Origin of the sequence: Streptomyces sp. CBMA123 (genome assembly GCF_014596465.1) — a bacterium.
Classification (GTDB): Bacteria; Actinomycetota; Actinomycetes; order Streptomycetales; family Streptomycetaceae; genus Kitasatospora.
The window spans coordinates 1-20,279 of sequence record NZ_MECK01000614.1 but is presented as its reverse complement, the minus strand read 5'-3'; the positions used below and the strand labels follow the sequence as shown (position 1 = coordinate 20,279).

At 71.6% G+C, this 20,279-nt stretch carries 15 protein-coding genes; 1 reads left to right on the top strand and 14 read right to left on the bottom strand.

Translation table 11 applies throughout. The annotated features are described in order from the left end of the window. The first annotated feature begins 142 nt into the window (after positions 1–142). Complete coding sequence (ileS, locus tag BG452_RS40065) at positions 143–3,292, top strand: isoleucine--tRNA ligase (RefSeq protein WP_188309277.1); 3,150 nt, start codon at positions 143–145, stop codon at positions 3,290–3,292. A 275-nt stretch (positions 3,293–3,567) separates the two neighbouring features. On the opposite strand, the gene BG452_RS40060 is transcribed toward ileS, so the two are convergent. The 14 genes from BG452_RS40060 to BG452_RS39995 all read right to left on the bottom strand — a co-directional run. Continuing rightward, entirely contained in the window at positions 3,568–4,977 is a 1,410-nt protein-coding gene (locus tag BG452_RS40060; RefSeq protein WP_188309276.1) for a DivIVA domain-containing protein, read from the bottom strand. A gap of 59 nt (positions 4,978–5,036) precedes the next feature. After that, a complete protein-coding gene (locus tag BG452_RS40055) occupies positions 5,037–5,318 on the bottom strand; it encodes a YggT family protein (protein WP_030282903.1) in 282 nt (93 codons plus the stop codon). 99 nt (positions 5,319–5,417) lie between these two features. Further along, on the bottom strand, positions 5,418–6,026 hold the full coding sequence (locus BG452_RS40050) for a cell division protein SepF (RefSeq protein WP_188309275.1): 609 nt from the start codon (positions 6,024–6,026) through the stop codon (positions 5,418–5,420). Between the two features lie 299 nt (positions 6,027–6,325). After that, positions 6,326–7,114: a YggS family pyridoxal phosphate-dependent enzyme gene (locus BG452_RS40045; RefSeq protein WP_188309274.1), complete on the bottom strand. Its 789-nt coding sequence runs from the start codon at positions 7,112–7,114 to the stop codon at positions 6,326–6,328. After that, on the bottom strand, positions 7,114–7,845 hold the full coding sequence (gene pgeF, locus BG452_RS40040) for a peptidoglycan editing factor PgeF (protein WP_188309273.1): 732 nt from the start codon (positions 7,843–7,845) through the stop codon (positions 7,114–7,116). The genes BG452_RS40045 and pgeF overlap by 1 nt, the downstream gene beginning before the upstream one ends. Beyond that, a complete protein-coding gene (gene ftsZ, locus BG452_RS40035) occupies positions 7,842–9,074 on the bottom strand; it encodes a cell division protein FtsZ (RefSeq protein WP_188309272.1) in 1,233 nt (410 codons plus the stop codon). The genes pgeF and ftsZ overlap by 4 nt, the downstream gene beginning before the upstream one ends. A gap of 362 nt (positions 9,075–9,436) precedes the next feature. Next, entirely contained in the window at positions 9,437–10,210 is a 774-nt protein-coding gene (locus BG452_RS40030; RefSeq protein ID WP_188309271.1) for a cell division protein FtsQ/DivIB, read from the bottom strand. Then, positions 10,203–11,309 carry an undecaprenyldiphospho-muramoylpentapeptide beta-N-acetylglucosaminyltransferase gene (gene murG, locus BG452_RS40025; protein WP_188309270.1) on the bottom strand — a complete coding sequence of 369 codons (1,107 nt, stop codon included), beginning with the start codon at positions 11,307–11,309 and terminating at the stop codon, positions 10,203–10,205. Before murG ends, BG452_RS40030 begins: the two co-directional genes overlap by 8 nt. A 6-nt stretch (positions 11,310–11,315) precedes the next feature. After that, entirely contained in the window at positions 11,316–12,623 is a 1,308-nt protein-coding gene (gene ftsW, locus BG452_RS40020) for a putative lipid II flippase FtsW (RefSeq protein ID WP_188309269.1), read from the bottom strand. A 147-nt stretch (positions 12,624–12,770) separates the two neighbouring features. Then, the gene (gene murD, locus BG452_RS40015; RefSeq protein WP_188309268.1) at positions 12,771–14,207 is read right to left on the bottom strand and encodes a UDP-N-acetylmuramoyl-L-alanine--D-glutamate ligase; all 1,437 of its coding nucleotides are present in this window, start codon (positions 14,205–14,207) and stop codon (positions 12,771–12,773) included. Continuing rightward, positions 14,204–15,265 carry a phospho-N-acetylmuramoyl-pentapeptide-transferase gene (mraY, locus tag BG452_RS40010; protein WP_188309292.1) on the bottom strand — a complete coding sequence of 354 codons (1,062 nt, stop codon included), beginning with the start codon at positions 15,263–15,265 and terminating at the stop codon, positions 14,204–14,206. The genes murD and mraY overlap by 4 nt, the downstream gene beginning before the upstream one ends. Beyond that, positions 15,265–16,668 (bottom strand): UDP-N-acetylmuramoyl-tripeptide--D-alanyl-D-alanine ligase, encoded by a 1,404-nt coding sequence (locus BG452_RS40005; RefSeq protein ID WP_188309267.1) that lies wholly within the window; start codon positions 16,666–16,668, stop codon positions 15,265–15,267. The genes mraY and BG452_RS40005 overlap by 1 nt, the downstream gene beginning before the upstream one ends. Next, positions 16,665–18,317, bottom strand: a complete 1,653-nt coding sequence (locus BG452_RS40000; protein ID WP_188309266.1) for a UDP-N-acetylmuramoyl-L-alanyl-D-glutamate--2,6-diaminopimelate ligase — start codon at positions 18,315–18,317, stop codon at positions 16,665–16,667. Before BG452_RS40000 ends, BG452_RS40005 begins: the two co-directional genes overlap by 4 nt. A 6-nt stretch (positions 18,318–18,323) precedes the next feature. Next, the coding region (locus BG452_RS39995; RefSeq protein ID WP_188309265.1) for a peptidoglycan D,D-transpeptidase FtsI family protein at positions 18,324–20,279 on the bottom strand (1,956 nt) is incomplete at its 5' end.

The window sequence follows — 20,279 nt, the reverse complement described above, 5'->3', positions numbered from 1 at the left end:
CCACTAGACCCGGCAGCAAGCCCAAACAAGAGGGCCGCAGCGCAGTATCCGCGGCCAAGGAGGGTGGTACCGCGGGGCGGCCAGGCCGTCTCGTCCCTCCGGAGGATCCAGTCCCAGCATCCGCCGGAGGTAGACGCCCGCGATGAGCAGCTCCTACAACCCCGTCCCGGCGCAGGTGGACCTGCCTGCCCTGGAGCACCAGATCCTGTCGTTCTGGCAGGACAACAAGATCTTCCAGCGCAGTCTGGAGCAGTCCGAAGGCCGCCCCGAGTGGGTCTTCTACGAGGGCCCGCCGACCGCCAACGGCATGCCCGGCGCCCACCACATCGAGGCCCGGGTCTTCAAGGACGTCTTCCCGCGCTACCGGACGATGAAGGGCTACCACGTCGCCCGCAAGGCCGGCTGGGACTGCCACGGCCTCCCGGTCGAGCTGGCCGTCGAGAAGGAGCTGGGCTTCTCCGGCAAGCAGGACATCGAGGCGTACGGCATCGCCGAGTTCAACGACAAGTGCCGCGACTCGGTGACCCGCCACACCGACGCCTTCGCCGAGCTGACCACCCGCATGGGGTACTGGGTCGACCTGGACGAGGCCTACCGCACGATGGACCCGTCGTACGTCCAGTCCGTCTGGTGGTCGCTCAAGCAGATCTTCGACAAGGGCCTGCTGGTCCAGGACCACCGGGTCGCCCCCTGGTGCCCGCGCTGCGGCACCGGCCTCTCGGACCACGAGCTGGCCCAGGGCTACGAGACCGTGGTCGACCCCTCGGTGTTCGTCCGCTTCCCGCTGACCAGCGGCCCGCTGGCCGGCCGAGCCGCCCTGCTGGTCTGGACCACCACCCCGTGGACCCTGGTCTCCAACACCGCCGCCGCCGTCCACCCGGAGGTCACCTACGTGGTGGCCACCGACGGCGACGAGCAGCTGGTCGTCGCCGAGCCGCTGCTGGCCAAGGCGCTCGGCGAGGGTTGGGAGAGCACCGGCGAGTCCTTCACCGGCGCCGAGATGGAGCGCTGGGCCTACCGCCGCCCCTTCGACCTGGTCGAGATCGAGAACGCCCACTACGTCCTCAACGCCGACTACGTCACCACCGAGGACGGCACCGGCATCGTCCACCAGTCCCCCGCCTTCGGCGCGGACGACCTCGCGACCTGCCGCAAGTACGGCCTCCCGGTGGTCAACCCGGTGCTCGCCGACGGCACCTTCGCCCCCGAGGTCCCGCTGGTCGGCGGCCAGTTCTTCAAGAAGGCCGACGAGGCCCTGGTCGCGGACCTCAAGGAGCGCGGCCTGCTCTTCCGCCACCTGCCGTACGAGCACAGCTACCCGCACTGCTGGCGCTGCCACACCGCGCTGCTCTACTACGCGCAGCCGTCCTGGTACATCCGGACCACCGCCGTCAAGGACGCGCTGATCCGCGAGAACGAGGCCACCAACTGGTTCCCGGAGACGGTCAAGCACGGCCGCTTCGGCGACTGGCTGAACAACAACATCGACTGGGCGCTCAGCCGCAACCGCTACTGGGGCACCCCGCTGCCGATCTGGCGCTGCGAGGAGGGCCACCTCACCTGCGTCGGCTCGCTGGCCGAGCTGTCCGAGCTCACCGGCACCGACCAGAGCGGCCTCGACCCGCACCGCCCGTACATCGACGAGGTCACCTTCGCCTGCCGCGACTGCGGCGGCACCGCCACCCGCGTGCCCGAGGTCATCGACGCCTGGTACGACTCGGGCTCGATGCCCTTCGCCCAGTACGGCTACCCGTACCAGAACAAGGAGCTGTTCGAGAAGCGCTACCCGGCGCAGTTCATCTCCGAGGCGATCGACCAGACCCGCGGCTGGTTCTACACGCTGATGGCCGTCGGCACCCTGGTGTTCGACAAGAACAGCTACGAGAACGTCGTCTGCCTGGGCCACATCCTGGCCGAGGACGGCCGCAAGATGTCCAAGCACCTGGGCAACATCCTGCAGCCGATCCCGCTGATGGACCAGCACGGCGCCGACGCCGTCCGTTGGTTCATGGCGGCCGGCGGCTCGCCCTGGTCGGCCCGCCGGGTCGGTCACGGAACCATCCAGGAGGTGGTCCGCAAGACCCTCCTCACCTACTGGAACACCGTCGCCTTCCAGGCCCTGTACGCCCGCACCTCGAACTGGGCGCCCTCCGCGGCCGACCCGGCCCCAGCCGACCGCCCGCAGCTGGACCGCTGGGTGCTCTCCGAGCTGAACACCCTGGTCCGCGAGGTCGACGCGGCCTTCGAGGCGTACGACACCCAGCGCGCCGGCAAGCTGCTCTCCGGCTTCGTCGACGACCTCTCCAACTGGTACGTCCGCCGCGGCCGCCGCCGCTTCTGGCAGGGCGACGCCGCCGCGCTCGCCACCCTGCACGAGGCGCTGGAGACCGTCACCCGTCTGATGGCCCCGCTCACCCCGTTCATCACCGAGCGGGTCTGGCAGGACCTGGTCGTCCCGGTCGCCCCGGAGGCCCCGGCCTCGGTGCACCTGGCGAGCTGGCCGGTGGCCGACGAGGCCCTGATCGACACCGAGCTCTCCCGGCACATGGCGCTGGTCCGCCGCCTGGTCGAGCTGGGCCGGGCCACCCGCGCCGAGTCCGGCGTGAAGACCCGTCAGCCGCTGTCCCGCGCGCTGGTCGCCGCCCAAGGCTGGGAGGAGCTGCCGGCCGACCTGCGCGCGCAGATCGCCGAGGAGCTCAACGTCTCCACCCTGGAGTCGCTGTCTGCGTCTTCCCCGTCCGGGGCGGGCGGCAGTTCACTGGTCGACACCAGCGCCAAGGCCAACTTCCGCGCGCTGGGCAAGCGTTTCGGCAAGGGCGTGCAGGACGTCGCCAAGGCGGTCGCCGCCACCGACGCCGCCCGCCTGGCCGCCGAACTGCGCGCCACCGGCGAGACCTCGGTCGAGCTGGACGGCGAGACGGTCACCCTCTCCCCCGAGGAGGTGATCATCACCGAGACCCCGCGCGAGGGCTGGGCCGTCGCCAACGAGTCCGGTGCCACCGTCGCCCTCGACCTGGCCATCACCCCGGAGCTGAAGCGCCTCGGCATCGCCCGCGACGCCATCCGCCAGATCCAGGAGGCCCGCAAGAACTCCGGCCTGGACGTCGCCGACCGCATCGTCCTCCGCTGGCGCGCCACTTCGGAGGAGACCGCCGAGGCCATCGCCGAGCACGGTCCCCTGGTCGCCGAGGAGGTCCTCGCCACCGACTTCGCCGCCGGCGCGGCCGACTGGGAGTCCGAGACCTTCACCGACGAATCCCTGGGCCTCGCCTTCCAGCTCCGCAAGGCCTGACCCACCCCGAAGCCGCCGTCACCCCTCCGGGCGACGGCGGCTTCGCCGTACCCGCCCCACCCTCGGCTCCCCCGGCGCACCCGCCCCTGCCTTCCTCCCCTCCCCCACTCCCGCGCCCCGACAGGGGCGAGGAACTGTGCGCGGCGCAAGCCCCCGCCCCGCCTCTGCGCGCCCTCCCCCGATCCGGCCCTCGCCCCACCCCAACACCAAGAGGGCGCCCCCTCCCCGATCCGGAGATCAGAGAGAGGGCGCCCTCAAAAGGCCTTGCTACAACCTCAGTTGTCGCCGTCCTCGTCGATCAGGAAGCCCCGCATCGGCGCGGGAGCCTGCTGCATCGGCTGCGGCGGCTGCGGCCGGACGGCCGCCATCGGCTGGGTCATCCCGGCCGGCTGCATCTGCGGAGCACCGCTGTTGCCACCGCCGGCCTGCCCGCCGAAGCTCGGCGCCGGCACGTTCCCGCCGAAGGAGCTCTGCCCGCCGAAGGACGGCGAGTTGCCGCCGAAGGAGGGCTGGTTCCCGCCGAACGAGGGCGCACCGGAGGTCATCGCGCCGGCACCGGCCGGCGCCATCGACGAGGCCGCCGGGGGCAGCGACGCGGTGGCGGGGATCCGCGGCGGGGCGAGCGAGTCGTCCGCCTGCGACTCCAGCTGGCGCAGCTGGGTCTCCAGGTAGGACTTCAGGCGCGTGCGGTACTCACGCTCGAACGCCCGCAGGTCCTCGACCTTGCGCTCCAGCGTGGCCCGCGCGGACTCCAGCGACCCCATCGCGACGCGGTGCTTCTCCTGCGCGTCCCGCTCCAGGGCGTCGGCCTTGGCACGGGCGTCGCGCTCCAGACCCTCGGCCCGGCTGCGCGCCTCGCCGACGATCTTGTTGGCCTCGGAACGGGCCTCGGAGATCGCCTGGTCGGCGGTCTGCTGGGCGAGCGCCAGCACGCGGGCGGCGCTGTCGCCACCGGGGCCCTGCTGCTGCATCGGGCCGCCGAGCGGGCCGCCCATCTGCTGCTGCTGGCCGCCCATCTGCTGCTGGCCGCCCATGGGGCCACCCATCGGCTGCATCTGCTGCTGCTGGCCCATGCCCTGGCCCATCGGGTTGCCCATCTGCTGCGGGCCACCGGGACCGCCCATGGGCTGGAGCATCTGACCGCCCATCGGCTGGACCAGCTGCTGCTGGCCGCCCATGGTCTGGCCCATCTGCTGCTGCTGGCCGCCGGGGCCCATCGGGCCACCCGGGCCGGCCGGGAGCTGCGGCGCGCCGGAGGGCAGGCCGAGGGGCTGGTTGCCCATCTGCTGCTGCTGGCCACCCGGACCCATCTGCTGCGGACCGCCGGGGCCCATCTGCTGCTGGCCACCCGGACCCATCTGCTGCTGGCCACCGGGGCCCATCTGCTGCGGGCCGCCCGGGCCCTGCTGGCCGGGGACCGGCGGGCCGGATATGGCGGCCGGGACGGGCGCGGCCGGACGCTGGGCGTCCTGCGGCGGTTCCTTCCGCATGTTGGCCTGGTTCTGCGCGGCGGCGCGAGTCGCGGCGGCCAGCTTGGCCCGCAGGTCCTCGTTCTCCCGGAGGAGGCGGGTCAGCTCCGCCTCGACCTCGTCGAGGAAGGCATCGACCTCGTCCTCGTCATAGCCTTCACGCAGGCGGACGGTCGTGAACTGCTTGTTCCGAACGTCCTCGGGGGTCAATGGCATCTCTTCACCTCAACGTGATCGTCGGCACACCGGCATCCTGTCGCATCGCTCACCTACGACTAGGGGTGCACAAGCGAGATCAGGACATACACAATGATCATCAGTACGAAGAAGGACAGGTCGAGCGCCACGCCCCCGAAACGCAACGGCGGAATGAACCGCCGAAGAAGCTTGAGCGGCGGATCCGTGACAGTGTACGTGGCCTCCAGGACCAGGACCATGGCCTTGCCGGGCCGCCACGAACGCGCGAACTGGAAGACCCAGTCCATGACCAGTCGTACGAGCAGGAACACCAGGAAGACGGTCAGGGCGTAGTAGAGCACCGCCCACACGATGTCCATCGCGTTTTCCCTCTCCCCGGTCACGGGCCCTAGGGCCTGCCGCTCATCACCTGTCGCCAACCACTGTTGATCAGATCCACACGTAAAGTCGTGGCCGGGTCAGCTCTGGTTGAAGAACCCACCCTCGGCGATCCGAGCCTTGTCCTCCGCCGTGACATCGACGTTAGCAGGCGACAGCAGGAACACCTTCTGTGTCACGCGCTCGATACTGCCGTGCAGACCGAAGACGAGTCCAGCGGCGAAGTCTACGAGCCGCTTCGCGTCCGTGTCGTCCATCTCGGTCAGATTCATGATCACCGGGGTCCCGCCACGGAACTGTTCCCCGATGGTACGGGCCTCGTTGTAGGTCCGGGGGTGCAGCGTGGTGATGCGGTAGGGCTCTCGTTCGTTCACTACCTTGGGCATGATCACCGGGGCGCTCTTCTCCAGGTTGTGGCGGCGTTCGGGTGTGATGGACGACACGGGGGCCATCCTCGGGGTCTCCTGTCGGATCGGCACCGCCGCCGGGACCGGCTGCGGGGCGATCGAGGAGACCGGAGCGGGCGCGGGGGCGGCGGCCGGCCGGGGAATGTCCTCGGTCCGCTGCCCGGTACGGATCGGCTCGGGGTCCGCGTCGTAGTCGTCGTCGGGGTCGTACCCCTGGCCGTCGTACGTCTCGTCCTCCACGAGGCCGAGGTAGACCGCCATCTTGCGCATTGCGCCGGCCATGCTCCTGTCTCCTCCGCTCATGGCCACCTCGCTGACGCTCGGTGGCTGCTTCGCGAAACGTGCGCCTTCCGATGGTCGCTCGCTTCGCTCGCCCCTGAGGACCGTCCCCGGCGGCCGGGCCGTCGAGGGCCCCGCCTGCGGATTCCGCGATCCCCCCACGACGGCGCGTCAGGTCGACAACCTGTCAGAGTACGTGGAGTGGGGGCCGCGGAGCTGCGATCCACGGTTGGCTAGCGCTTCGGAAAGCTGCTAGCTTCTGTCCTATTTTGTCCTGCAGTCTGATCTACTACCCGGTGACGTTACCCGAGGGGTGACCTCACTCCGAGTACCGCCGTTCCGACGCGTACATGTGTCGCTCCGGCGGCAATCGCCTGCTCAAGGTCACCGCTCATGCCTGCGGAGACCATGGTGGCAGCCGGATGGGCCGCCCGTACGGCGGTTGCGATTTCCGTCAGCCGGTCGAAGGCACGGGCCGGGTCGCCGGCCAGCGGGCCGGCCAGCGGAGCGACCGTCATCACACCGTCCAGACGCAGTCCGGGCGTGTCGGCGATCGCGTCGGTGAGTTCCGCGACGTCCTCGGGGGCGACCCCGGCCCGGTGCCCGCCCTCCCCGTGCTCCTTGTCGAGCGCCACCTGCACCAGGCAGCCCAGCTCCGGGCGCTCGGACTTGAGCACGGCCGCGGAGAGCGACTCGACCAGCCGCAGCCGGTCCACCGAGTGCACGTGGTTCGCGTACCGGACCACCGAGCGGACCTTGTTGGTCTGCAGCTGTCCGACGAAGTGCCAGTCAAGAGGAAGGTTTCTGCACTGTTCCGCCTTGGGCGCGGCGTCCTGGTCACGGTTCTCCGCGACATCCGTCACACCCAGTCCGGCCAGCAGCGCGGTGTCCTCGGCCGGGTAGGTCTTGGTGACGACGATCAGGGTGACGTCCTCGCGCGGGCGTCCGGCGGCCGCACAGGCGTCCACGATCCGGCGCTCCACCACGTCCAGATTGGTCCCGAGCTCCTCGTACCGGGCCCGCTGGCCCTCGGTCAGGGCCTCGGTGAACTCAGGGCTTCCCGGGAACGGTCCGTAGATGTCGTTCGTCATCAGTGATCAGAGCCCAACCAGACATAGCTCGCGAGCCGGCCCGTGCGCTGCTCGCGGCGATAGGAGAAGTGATCGGCGGATTCGAGGGTGCAGACCGGTGAGCGCACCAGGTCGGTGACGCCCACCGCGGCCAGCTGGGCCGCGACCCCCTCCGGCACGTCCAGCGCCGGGGTCCCCCAGGAGGTCTCGGCGAAGGCCGCCGGGACGGTTCCGGCGACCTCGGCGCGCAGTTGGGCCGGCACCTCGTAGCAGCGGCCGCAGACCGCGGGGCCGGTGGCGGCGGTGATCCGCGCCGGCTCGGCCCCCAGGGCGACCATCGCGCCGACGACCGCGGGCACCACTCCGGCCGCGAGTCCGGGCCGGCCCGCGTGGGCCGCGCCCACCACGCCCGCCACCGGGTCGGCCAGCAGCACCGGGGTGCAGTCCGCGGTCAGCACCGCGAGGGCGAGCGGGCGGTCGGTGACCACCGCGTCCACCGTCGGGGCCTCCCCGAGCGACTGGCGCTCGGTCACCACGGCCACCTCGGCGCCGTGCACCTGGTTCATCCAGACCACGTCGGCCGGGTCCAGCCCCAGCGCCCGGGCCGCGACGGCCCGGTTCTCCCGGACGGCCGCGGGGTCGTCCCCCACCGCACCACCGAGGTTGAGCTCCCCGTACGGCGAAGTGCTCACCCCGCCCCACCTGTCGGTGAAGGCGAAGTGAGCACCCGCGCGTACGGCGTGATCGATCACTTAAGGAAGTCCGGCACGTCGAGCTCCTCGGCCGGGCTCTCGACGAACGGCTGCCGGGCCGGCTGCACCTGCGGCGGCACCGGGGCGGCGGCGGTCGTGGTGGCCGAGGTCTCGGCCTGACGCGACGGGGTGGCCGAGGCCTCCGCCTCCGAACGGGACGTCACCGAGCCGATGTTCCCGTAGGACGGACGACCGGCCGGACGCTCCGGGGCGGCCGGCGGGGTGGCCGGGGCGGCGGGGGTGGTGGACTTCACCACCGGGTCGCGGACGATCGCCGGCGGCTGGCCGCCGTCGAAGCCGGCCGCGATGACGGTGACCCGCACCTCGTCGCCGAGCGCGTCGTCGATGACCGCACCGAAGATGATGTTGGCCTCGGGGTGGGCGGCCTCGCTGACCAGCTGGGCCGACTCGTTGATCTCGAACAGGCCGAGGTCGGAGCCGCCCGAGATGGACAGCAGCACGCCGCGGGCGCCGTCGATCGAGGCCTCCAGCAGCGGCGAGGAGATCGCCATCACGGCGGCCGCCTTGGCGCGGTCCTCGCCGCGGGCCGAGCCGATGCCCATGAGCGCCGAACCGGCCTCCGACATGACGGACTTGACGTCGGCGAAGTCGAGGTTGATCAGACCCGGGGTGGTGATCAGGTCGGTGATGCCCTGGACGCCGGAGAGCAGGACCTGGTCCGCCGAGCGGAACGCGTCGAGCACGCTGACCTGGCGGTCCGAGATGGACAGCAGGCGGTCGTTGGGGATCACGATGAGGGTGTCGACCTCCTCGCGCAGCGAGGCGATGCCGTCCTCGGCCTGGTTGGCCCGGCGACGGCCCTCGAAGGTGAAGGGGCGGGTGACCACGCCGATGGTCAGGGCGCCCAGCGAGCGGGCGATGTTGGCGACGACGGGCGCGCCGCCCGTGCCCGTGCCACCGCCCTCGCCGGCGGTCACGAAGACCATGTCGGCCCCCTTGAGGACCTCCTCGATCTCCTCGCGGTGGTCCTCGGCGGCCTTGCGGCCGACCTCGGGGTTGGCGCCGGCGCCGAGGCCCCGGGTGAGTTCACGGCCCACATCGAGCTTGACGTCGGCGTCGCTCATGAGGAGGGCCTGCGCATCGGTGTTGATCGCGATGAACTCGACGCCCTTGAGACCGACCTCGATCATCCGGTTGATGGCGTTGACACCACCGCCGCCGATTCCGACGACCTTGATGACTGCGAGGTAGTTCTGCGGTGCTGCCACGTCGAAGGCCTCTCGCCTCGAATTTCCGGGTCGGCCCGGCCCGACGGGGGCCGTACCGACGGATGTCGATGGGTAGGGAGCCTGGTTTCTGACTGAATGTCCGAAATGCCGACCGCCGACCCCAACCCTAAACTTGACCTTTAGGGTTAGTTCTGTGTCTCCGTCACATCACCAATGGACACAGTCTGGTGACACAGGACACTAGGTGGCTCCGGGCACGCGTTTCAACGAACACGCCGAGCTTCCCTTTTTCTTTTGAGCCTATGTGATCATCGGCCGGCAATGGAAACCGGGGTGACCACCAAGGGTCGGGCCGACACTTCGAGGCGTCAACCCCTCCCTCGGGCACAGAATCTAGCGGATCAGCCGGACACCGCCGGCGCCTCAGGCGCCGTCACGTCGAAGTTGGTGCCCTTCTGCTTCATCAGCGCCAGCAGCACCCGGGCCTTCCGGTCGGTCTCCTCCGGGCTCCCCCAACGCACCGTCGCACCCCCGCTGAGCTGCAGTTCGATGTCGTCGTAGGAGTGCACCAGGACGGATCCGGCGCGCTTGGCGATCTCCGGCGGGAGCCCGGCGGCCACCGCCACCGCACCCTGCACCAACTGGGGTCGGGAGATCACTCCGTCCACGTCCTTCGCGGACTGACTGAGCCGCAGCTCCACCACCGGCACGCCCTGGGGCGGCGCCGCCTCGGTGGCGAAGCTCACGCCGGAGGCATCCACCTGGGTGAACTGTCCGTCATCCCCCTTGACGGCGGCGGCCGCCGTCCGCTGCACCACCTTGACCTGCAGGGTGTGCGGCCAGCCCCGCCACACCTCGGCCTTCGCCACCCGGGGGATCGCCTCCACCCGGTGCCGGACGCCGTCCAGGTCGACCCGGGCCAGCGGGCCGTCGGCCGTCCCGCCGATCGCCTGGCGGACCTGGTCCGACGTCAGCTTGTCGTCCGTCGCGCCCTGGACGGCGACGTCGCGCACGTCCAGCACCGAGGAGAAGAACACCACCCAGGCCAGCCCGCCCAGCACCGCGGCGCCGAGCACGCTCAGCACCACGATGCCCCGCCGGGAGAGCCGGAGGCGGGGAGCGGACTCCTCCTCCAGCTCCTCGTCCAGAGGGTCGGCGAGCCGGCCGTCAGCCACGTCGGCGACCACCCCGGTGGGCCTGGATCGCCTCGTACACCATGCCGACCAGCAGGTCGTCGGCGTCCCGGCGGCCGAACTCGGCGGCGGCCCGGCTCATGTCCCAGAGCCGCTGGGGGTCGGTGAGCACCGGCAGCACGTTCTGCAGCACCCAGTCCGTGGTCAGCTCGGCGTCGTCCACCAGCAGGCCACCGCCGGCCTTGACCATCGGCTGGGCGTTCAGCCGCTGCTCGCCGTTGCCGATCGGCAGCGGCACGAACGCGGCGGGCAGGCCGACCGCGGCCAGCTCGGCGACGGTCATGGCGCCGGCCCGGCAGAGCATCAGGTCGGCCGCGGCGTAGGCGAGGTCCATCCGGTCGATGTACGGCACCGGGCGGTACGGCGGCATCCCGGGGACGTCCGCGACCTGCGGCAGCTCGTTCTTCGGGCCGACCGCGTGCAGGATCTGCACGCCGTACTGCTGCAGCCGCGGGGCGATCGCGGTGACCGTCTCGTTGAGCCGCCGTGCGCCCTGGGAGCCGCCGGAGACCAGCAGGGTGGGCAGCCGCTGGTCGAGGCCGAAGTACTGGCGGGCCTCCGGCCGGGTGGCGTTGCGGTCCAGGGTGGCGATGGTCCGGCGCAGCGGGATGCCGATGTACCGGGAGTCGCGCAGCTTGCTGTCCGGGGTGGAGACCGCGACGAAGTCGGTGTAGCGGGCGCCGATCTTGTTGGCCAGGCCCGGGCGGGCGTTGGCCTCGTGCACCACGATCGGCACGCCGGCCCGCTTGGCGGCCAGGTAGGCGGGCATCGCGACGTAGCCGCCGAAGCCGACCACGGCGTCGGCGTTGACCCGCTCGATGATCTCCTGGGCGGCCCGCACGGTGCCGCGCAGCCGGCCGGGGACGGTGATCAGTTCGGGGGTGGGCTTGCGGGGCAGCGGGACGGCCGGGATGAGCTCCAGCTGGTAGCCGCGCTCGGGTACCAGCCGGGTCTCCAGCCCCTTCTCGGTGCCCAGGGCGGTGATCCCGATGGACGGGTCGTGCCTGCGGAGTGCGTCCGCGAGGGCCATGGCCGGCTCGATGTGACCGGCGGTCCCCCCGCCGGCGAGTACGACATGCACCGAAATTCACCGCTCCCTGCGTGCCGGCCCGGGGACCGGGCGCGCTGTGGTTCGTCGTCGTGGCAGCACCCGGGCCAGTCGCTTCCTGATCCGGGAGTTCTTGCTCCGGGCGGCCAGGGCCGCCTTCGCGCCCGAAGAGCTGCGTGCCAGGCACAGCAGCACTCCGATCGCGGACATGGCCGACAGCATGGCGGAACCGCCGTAGGAGAACAGCGGGAGCGGGACGCCCGCGATGGGCAGCAGTCCCAGCGCCGACCCCAGGTTGATCATGGCCTGCGCCATGATCCAGGTGGTGGCGGCTCCCGCGGCGTACCTGACGAAGGGGTCCTTCGTACCGATGGCCACACGGATACCCGCGTAGCCTAGTGCCGCGAAGAGACCGATCACCGACAGCGTCCCCACCAGACCGAGTTCCTCGCCGGTCGCGGCGAAGATGAAGTCGGTGTGCGCCTCGGGCAGCTGGCCCCACTTCTCCACGCCGGCACCGAGGCCGGTGCCGAAGCCGCCGCCGAGGGCGAACGAGTACGCGCCGTGCAGGGCCTGGAAACAGGTGCCCTCCGGGTCGAGCTTGGTGACGCCGATGCAGCCCAGGCGCTCGGCCCGGTGCGGGACGGTGATCACCAGGGCGGTGCAGACCACGACCGCCACCCCGAGGGTGGCCACGAACAGCCGCAGCGGTGCGCCGACCATCCAGAGCAGCGCGAACACCATGGCCACCAGGATCATCGAGGTGCCCATGTCACCGCCGATCATGATCAGCGCGAGCAGCAGCAGGGCGCCCGGCACCAGCGGCACCAGCAGGTGCTTCCAGGTGGTGAGGGTGCCGGCCTTCTGCTTGCGGGCGAGCAGGTCGGCGCCCCAGAGCACCAGCGCGAGCTTGGCGAACTCGGAGGGCTGGAACTGGAAGAACCCGAAGTCCAGCCAGTTCTGGTTGCCGTTGATTCGCACCCCGATGCCGGGCACGGCGACCAGCGCGAGCGCGCCGATCACCCCGAACATCACCGGGTAGACGATCACCCGCAGCACCGCCACCGGGACGGAGGCGAAGCCGACCAGCAGGACCAGGCCGAGAATGGCGGCGATCAGCTGCTTGAGGAAGTAGTACTGCGCGGTGTGGTGCTGGTTCAGCGCCAGGATCTGCGAGGCCGAGAAGACCATCATCAGGCCGAGCACGACCAGCAGCAGGGTGGTGCCCACGATCAGCAGGTACGGCGTGAGCGGCCGGTCCAGCCAGTACCGGACGCGGGCCCGGAAGGCCTGCAACCGTCCCAGCGGACCGGCCGACTTGTACTTGGTCGTGGTGGCGGAGATCACTCGCCACGGCTCGGCGGCGTCCTGCTTCGTCGCACCGGAATCCGCCCTGCCCTGCCCCGCCACCGCTCCCCGCTCCCACTCTTGTGGCCCGTTCGCCTCCGGGCGCCCCGACCGGCCGCCGACGGGTCGTCGGCGCGGCCCTTTGGCTCACTCCCCTGCGGCCAGCTCCCGGACGGCCGCCGCGAACAGGTCGCCGCGCTCGCCGTAGTTGGTGAACATGTCCATCGAGGCGCAGGCCGGGGCCAGCAGCACCGTGTCACCCGATCGGGCGAGAGATGCGGCCGTTCGAACGATCTCGGTCATCGCCACCGCGCCAGTCTGGCCCTCGGCCGCCTCGATCACCGGCACATCCGGAGCGTGTCGCTCCAGCGCCTCGCGGATCACCGCCCGGTCCTGCCCGATCAGCACGACCGCGCGCAGCCGCTCGGCCGCGCCCTGGACGAGGTCGTCGAAGGTCGCGCCCTTGGCCAGCCCTCCGGCGACCCAGACGATCGGCCGGTAGGCCGCCAGCGAGGCCGCGGCGGCGTGGGTGTTGGTGGCCTTGGAGTCGTCGATGTACGTGACCTCGCGGACGGTACCGACCTCGGCGATCCGGTGGGAGTCCGGGCGGAAGGCCCGCAGGCCCTCCCGGACGGCCTTCGGCTCGACCCCGTACGCCCGGGCCAGCGCCGCCGCGGCGAGCGCGTTGGCGATGTTGTGCGGGGCCGGCGGGTTGACGTCCTCGACGGAGCCCAGTTCGGCCGCGTTCTTGGCCCGGTCCGCGACGAAGGCGCGGTCGACCAGCAGGCCGTCCACCACGCCGAAGTTCGACAGGCCGGGCGCGCCGAGGCCGAAGCCGACCGCCCGGCAGCCCTCCTCGACGTCGGCCTCGCGGACCAGCGCCTCGGTGGCCGGGTCGGCCAGGTTGTACACGCAGGCCACCACGTTGCCCTCGTAGATCCGGCCCTTGTCGGCGGCGTACGCCTCCATCGAGCCGTGCCAGTCGAGGTGGTCCGGGGCCAGGTTGAGGACGGCCGCCGAGTACGGGCGCAGCGAGGGCGCCCAGTGCAGCTGGTAGCTGGAGAGTTCGACGGCGAGCACGTCGTACGGCTCCTCGGCGAGCACCGCGTCCAGCACCGAGACCCCGACGTTGCCGACGGCGGCGGTGCGCTTGCCGGCCGCGGTGAGGATCGAGGCGAGCATCTGGACGGTGGTGGTCTTGCCGTTGGTGCCGGTGACGGCCAGCCAGGGGGCGGGCTCGCCGGTGCCCGGCAGCGGCTTGCGCAGCCGCCAGGCCAGCTCGACGTCGCCCCAGACGGGGACGCCGGCCGCCTCGGCGGCGGCGAACAGCGCGCTGTCGGGGGCCCAGCCGGGCGAGGTGACGATCAGTTCGGTGCCCTCGGGCAGGCTCGCGCCGTCGCCCAGGCGCACCGCGACGCCGAGTGCCTCCAGCTCGGTGGCGCGGGCCCTGAGGCCCTCGCCGCTGCCGCCGTCGACCACGGTGACGCTCGCACCGAGCCCGTTCAGGACCCGCGCGGCGCTGATGCCCGAGACGCCGAGGCCGGCGACCACCACGGGCAGGTGCTTGAAGTCGAAGTTCGTCATCCGGTCCGGTATCCCGCGTAGAAGAGGCCGAGGCCGACGGCCACGCACAGGCCCTGGATGATCCAGAAGCGGACCACGACCAGGACTTCGCTCCAGCCCTTGAGTTCGAAGTGGTGCTGTAGTGGCGCCATCTTGAAGACGCGCTTGCCGGTCATCCGGAAGGAGCCGACCTGGATGATCACCGACAGGGTGATGATCATGAAGAGGCCGCCGAGCAGGATCAGCAGCAGCTCGGTGCGCGAGCAGATCGCCAGACCGGCCAGGGCGCCGCCGAGGGCGAGCGAGCCGGTGTCACCCATGAAGATCTTGGCGGGCGAGGTGTTCCACCACAGGAAGCCGAAGCAGGAGCCCATCAGGGCGGCGGCCACCACGGCGAGGTCCAGTGGGTCGCGGACGTCGTAGCAGGCGTTGGTGGCGGAGAGGAAGTAGGCGCAGCTCTGCCCGTACTCCCAGACGCCGATGAAGGTGTACGCGCCGAAGGCCATCACCGAGGCACCGGTGGCGAGGCCGTCCAGACCGTCCGTCAGGTTCACGCCGTTGGAGGTCGCCGCGATCATGAAGTACGCGAAGATGACGAACAGCACCGGGCCGATCGACCACTTGAAGTCGCGCACGAAGGACAGCGACTGGGAGGCCGGGCTGAGGCCGCGGTCGTCGTGGAACTGCAGCGCCAGGATGGCGAACACCAGACCGACGATCGACTGCCCGGCCAGCTTCGCCTTGGCCCGCAGGCCCAGCGAGCGGCGCTTGACGACCTTGATGTAGTCGTCCAGGAAGCCGACCAGGCCGAGGCCGGTGGTCAGGAAGAGCACCAACAGCCCGGAGGCGGTCGGGCTCTCGCCCGTTATCGCCTTGGTGCCGAAGTACGCGATCAGGGTCGCCAGGATGAAGGCGATGCCGCCCATAGTGGGCGTGCCCTTCTTGCTGTGGTGCGCCTTGGGCCCGTCGTCACGGATGTACTGGCCGTAGCCGCCCCGGGCGAGCAGCTTGATCAGGGCGGGCGTACCGACCAGCGAGAGGATCAGGCCGATCATCCCGGAGAAGAGGATCTGCTTCATCATCGGGCAGCACCATCCGTCAGGAGGGCCTCGGCCACCTTCTCCAGCCCCACCGAACGGGACGCCTTCACCAGGACCACATCCCCCGGCCGCAGCTGACTGCGCAGCAGTTCGACCGCCGCGTCCGCGTCGGACACCAGCACCGACTCCTCACCCCACGAACCTTCGTTCCTCGCGCCGAGTTCCATGCAGGCCGCCTCGCGTCCGCCGACCGCCACCAGCTTGGTGACGTCCAGCCGGACGGCGAGCCGTCCGATGGCGTCGTGCTCGGCCAGACTGTCCTCGCCGAGCTCCCGCATCTCGCCGAGCACCGCCCAGGTGCGGCGGCGCTCCGGACCGCGGCCGCCCATCGAGACCAGCGCCCGCAGCGCGGCCCGCATCGAGTCGGGGTTCGCGTTGTAGGCGTCGTTGACGACGGTGACACCATCGGCCCGGTCGACGACCTCCATGCGCCAGCGGGACAGCGCACCCGCCTCGCCCAGGGCTGCCGCGGTGTCGTCGACGGTCATCCCGAGCTCCGTCGCCACCGCGGCGGCGGCGAGGGCGTTCGAGACGTGGTGCTCACCGTACAGGCGCAGCTGCACGGGCGCGGAACCGGCCGGGGTGGTGAGCGTGAACGATGGCCGCCCGGTGGCGTCCAGGCGAACATCGGTCGCCCGGACGTCGGCGTCCGGGGACTCCCCGAACAGGACGACCTTGGCCTTGGTGCGGGACGCCATCGCGCGCACCAGCCGGTCGTCCGCGTTGAGGATCGCGGCGCCCTCGGCGGGCAGCGCCTCCACCAGCTCGCCCTTGGCCTCGGCGATCGCCTCCTGGGAGCCGAACTCGCCGACGTGGGCGGTGCCGACGTTGAGGACCAGGCCGATCCGCGGCGGGGTGATCGAGGTGAGGTACTCGATGTCGCCCTTGTGCCGGGCACCCATCTCCATCACCAGGTGCCGGGTGCCGTCCTCGACCCGCAGCGCGGTCATCGGGTGGCCGATCTCGTTGTTGAGCGAGCCGGGCGGGAAGACGGTCTCGCCGTGGCGCTGGAGCAGCTGAGCGATCAGGTCCTTGGTGCTGGTCTTGCCGGCCGAGCCGGTCAGCGCGACCACCGTGGTGCCCTCGGCGCGGGCGACCACGGTCCGGGCCAGCCGGCCGAGCGCCTCCACCACGCTGTCGACCAGGACGGCGGGCACGCCGACCGGGCGGGAGGCCAGCACCGCGACGGCGCCGGCGTCGACCGCCGTGGCCGCGTAGTCGTGGCCGTCCACGCGCTCGCCGACGAAGGCCGCGAACAGGCAGCCGGGGCTCACCTTCCGCGAGTCGACCTCGACCGGGCCGGTGACCAGGGTGTCCGGGTCGGCGCCGTCCAGCGTGCCTCCGACGGCGGCGGCCACCTCGGCGAGGGTCAGTGCGATCACTGCTGCTCTACTCCTCGGTCGCCCCGGTCGGCCGTGGCCCGCGCGATAGCTTCGCGCAGTACCTCCCGGTCGTCGAAGGGGCGGATCTCGTCTCGTACGTACTGGCCGAGCTCGTGGCCCTTGCCGGCCACCAGCACGGTGTCCCCCGCCAGGGCGCGGGCGACCGCGAGCCCGATCGCCTCCGCCCGGTCGGGGACGACCAGGACGGCACCGCGCTCGGCCTCGGGCACCGCGGCGGCGCCGGTCAGCATGCTGGCGAGGATCGCCAGCGGGTCCTCGCTGCGCGGGTTGTCACTGGTCAGCAGGGCGGTGTCGGCGAGCCGGGCGGCGATGGCGCCCATCGGGCCGCGCTTGTGCGGGTCACGGTCGCCGCCGCAGCCGATGACGACGTGCAGCCGGCCCTTGGTGACCTCGCGCAGCGAGGCGAGGACGGCCTGCAGGGCGTCCGGCTTGTGGGCGTAGTCGACCACGGCGACGAACGGCTGTCCGCCGTCCACCCGCTCCAGCCGGCCCGGCACGCCGGGGACGGCGGCCACTCCGGCCACCGCCCGCTCCAGCGGCAGTCCGGCGGCGACCAGCACGGTGATCGCGGCCAGCGCGTTGGCCACGTTGAACGGGCCGGGCAGCGGGACGGAGGCGTCGGCCTCGGCGCCGTCCGGGCCGACGACCCGGAAGGTGGAGCCGACCGGTCCGAGCTGGACGTCCACGGCCCGCCAGTCCGCGCGGGCGTCACCGGTCGCGGAGAAGGAGGTCACCGGGATCTCGGCCTCGGCGGCGAGCCGGCGGCCGTACTCGTCGTCCAGGTTGACCACCCCGTGGCGGGACTTGCCGGGCTGGAACAGCCGGGCCTTCGCCTGGAAGTAGTCCTCCATGTCCGGGTGGAAGTCGAGGTGCTCGGGGGTGAGGTTGTTGAACAGCGCGACGTCGTACGCCACCCCGTCGGTGCGACCGAAGACCAGGGCGTGGCTGGAGACCTCCATGGTCACCGCGTCCGCGCCGCGCTCGGCCATCACGCCGAGGATCGCGTGCAGGTCGGTGGCCTCGGGGGTGGTGCGCTCGCTCTTGATCCGCTCCTCGCCGACCCGCATCTCGACGGTGCCGATCACCCCGGGGCTGCGCCCGGCGCCGCGCAGACCGCCCTCGACCAGGTACGAGGTGGTGGTCTTGCCGTTGGTGCCGGTCAGCCCGAGCATCAGCAGCCGCTCGGACGGGTGGCCGTAGACGATGGCGGCCAGCTCGCCCATCCGGGCCCGCGGCCGGTCCACGACCAGCAGCGGCAGGCCGGTGGGGGCGGCCAGCTCGGCGCCCGCCGGGTCGGTCAGCACGGCCACCGCGCCGGCGTCCGCGGCCTTGGCGGCGAAGGCCGCGCCGTGGTGGTTGGCGCCCGGGAAGGCCACGTACACGTCGCCCGGGCGCACCGCGCGGGAGTCGTGGGTGACGCCGGTGACGCTGCCGCCCTCGACGGGCGGCAGGCCCAGCCGGGCGGCCAGCTCGGCGAGCGGCAGGGCGGCGGTCCCGGTCGGGCGGGGCGGACTCACGGTGGTTTGATCGGGTTTCGGCACGGCGCGAAGGCTATCCGCCGAAGGGTGCCCAGGGCCAAACCGGGCCTTCGCCGCGCCGCCGTCCGCACCGGCCCGCTGGTTGCTCATCCTCGTTCACGGCTTCCACTCGACGGGCAGGTTCGGCGCCTGGCTTCCGCTCGGCGGGACCTGCATGGTCTTCAGGGTGAACTCCATCACCTGCTTGAACACCGGGCCGCACAGCTGGCCGCCGAAGTGCCCGTTGACCGGGCCCTGGAGGGTGCAGGAGACGGTGTAGCGGGGGGCGTCGGCGGGGGCGAAGCCGATGAAGGAGGCGGTGTAGCCGTCGTAGCCCTTGCCGTCGGCGGCCCCCCGGTTGGCGGTACCGGTCTTGCCGGCGACCCGGTAGCCGGGGATGGCGGCCTTGCCGCCGGTGCCCTGCTCGTCGTCGACGACCGACTCCAGCATCGAGGTGAGGGTCTTGGCGGTCTGCTCGCTGACCACCCGGCTCTGCTCGCCCGGCGGGGTCGGGGTGTACTTGCCGTCCGCCCCGGTGACGCCCTGGACGATGCTCGGCGCGACCCGCACCCCGCCGTTGGCGATGGTCGAGTACACCGAGGTGGCCTGCAGCGCGTTCATCTGCATCGGGCCCTGGCCGAAGGAGATGTTGTACTTCTCCGAGGCGACCAGGTCCTCCGGCTTCTTGAGCATCCCGGCTGTCTCCCCGGGGAAGTTCAGGCCGGTCGGCTGGGCCACGCCGAACTTGCGCATGTAGCTGTCGAGTACCTGGTTGGCCTTCAGCTGGTCGCCGTCGCCGAGGGTCTCGATCGCCTCGATGGTGCCGATGTTGGAGGACTTGGCGAGCACCCCGGCCAGGGTCAGGTACCAGGTGCCGTGCTCGACGTCGTCCTTGAACTGCTGCCCGGCCCGGACCAACGGGTACGGGACGGTCACCTTGGTGTCCCAGTTGGCCTTGCCGGAGTCGAGGACGGCGGCCAGGCTCATCAGCTTGGCGGTGGAGCCCGGCTCGTAGGCGTCGACCAGGGCCGGGTTGCCCATCTGGGACTGCTTGGCGAGGCTCAGGTCGTTCGGGTTGAAGCCGGGCGCGGAGGCCATCGCGATGACCTGGCCGGTCTTCACGTCCTGGACCACCACATAGCCCTTCTCCGCGCCGGAGTTGGCCACCTGGTCGGTGATCGCCCGCTGGGCGGCCCACTGGACGTCCCGGTTGATGGTCAGCTTGATGTCGCTGCCGGGCACGGCCGGGTCCATCGAGCCCCCGGCGGTGGGGACCAGCCGCCCGCCCGCCTGGGCGTAGCTGCTGTGGCCGTCCTTGCCGGCCAGCTGCTTCTGGTACTGCAGCTCCAGTCCGCCGGCGCCCTCGCCCTCGCCGTTGACGAAGCCGACCAGGTTGGCGGCCAGGCCCTCGGCCGGGTAGATCCGCTTCTGGGTCTCCCGGTTGAACACCCCGGCCAGCGGATTGGCGCACTCGTTGTCCACCCGGGTGCGCCCGCCCTGGTCGGCGGGCTTGCCGAGCAGCTTCTTCTGGGCCTGGCAGGTACGCGAGCCGGCCTTCTTCTCCAGACCCGCCTTGAGGTCGCTGATCTGGTTCTTGGCGGCCGGGGTCTGCTGCGCGGCGAGCCGCTTGTAGCGGGTCTTGGGGGTGTGCAGGTCGGCGGCGATCTTCTCCTTGGCGACGCCGACGATCGGCGACAGCAGGGCGGCCGCCTGCTCCGGCGCGTCCGGGATGCCGGTGGCCTCGGGGGTGAACATCGCCGGGTCGGCGGTGATGTCGTACGCGTCCACCGTGGCGGCCAGCGCGACGCCGTCGGAGGACGTTATCGAGCCGCGCTCGGCGGTGATCGGGATGTTCAGGTAGCGGTTGGTGTTGGCGTCGGCGGCCAGCGCGTCGGCGTCCACCAGCTGGAGCTGGACCAGGCGCCCGGCGAAGACCGAGAACACCAGCGACAGCACCACGCCGATCACCCGCAGCCGGCGCTTCGGCTCAGCCAGCCGCAGCGCCTTGGGGCGCAGCGGCAGGCGGGGCTTCGGGCGCGGCCGCACCGCCGCCTGGCTGCGGGCCGGCGGACG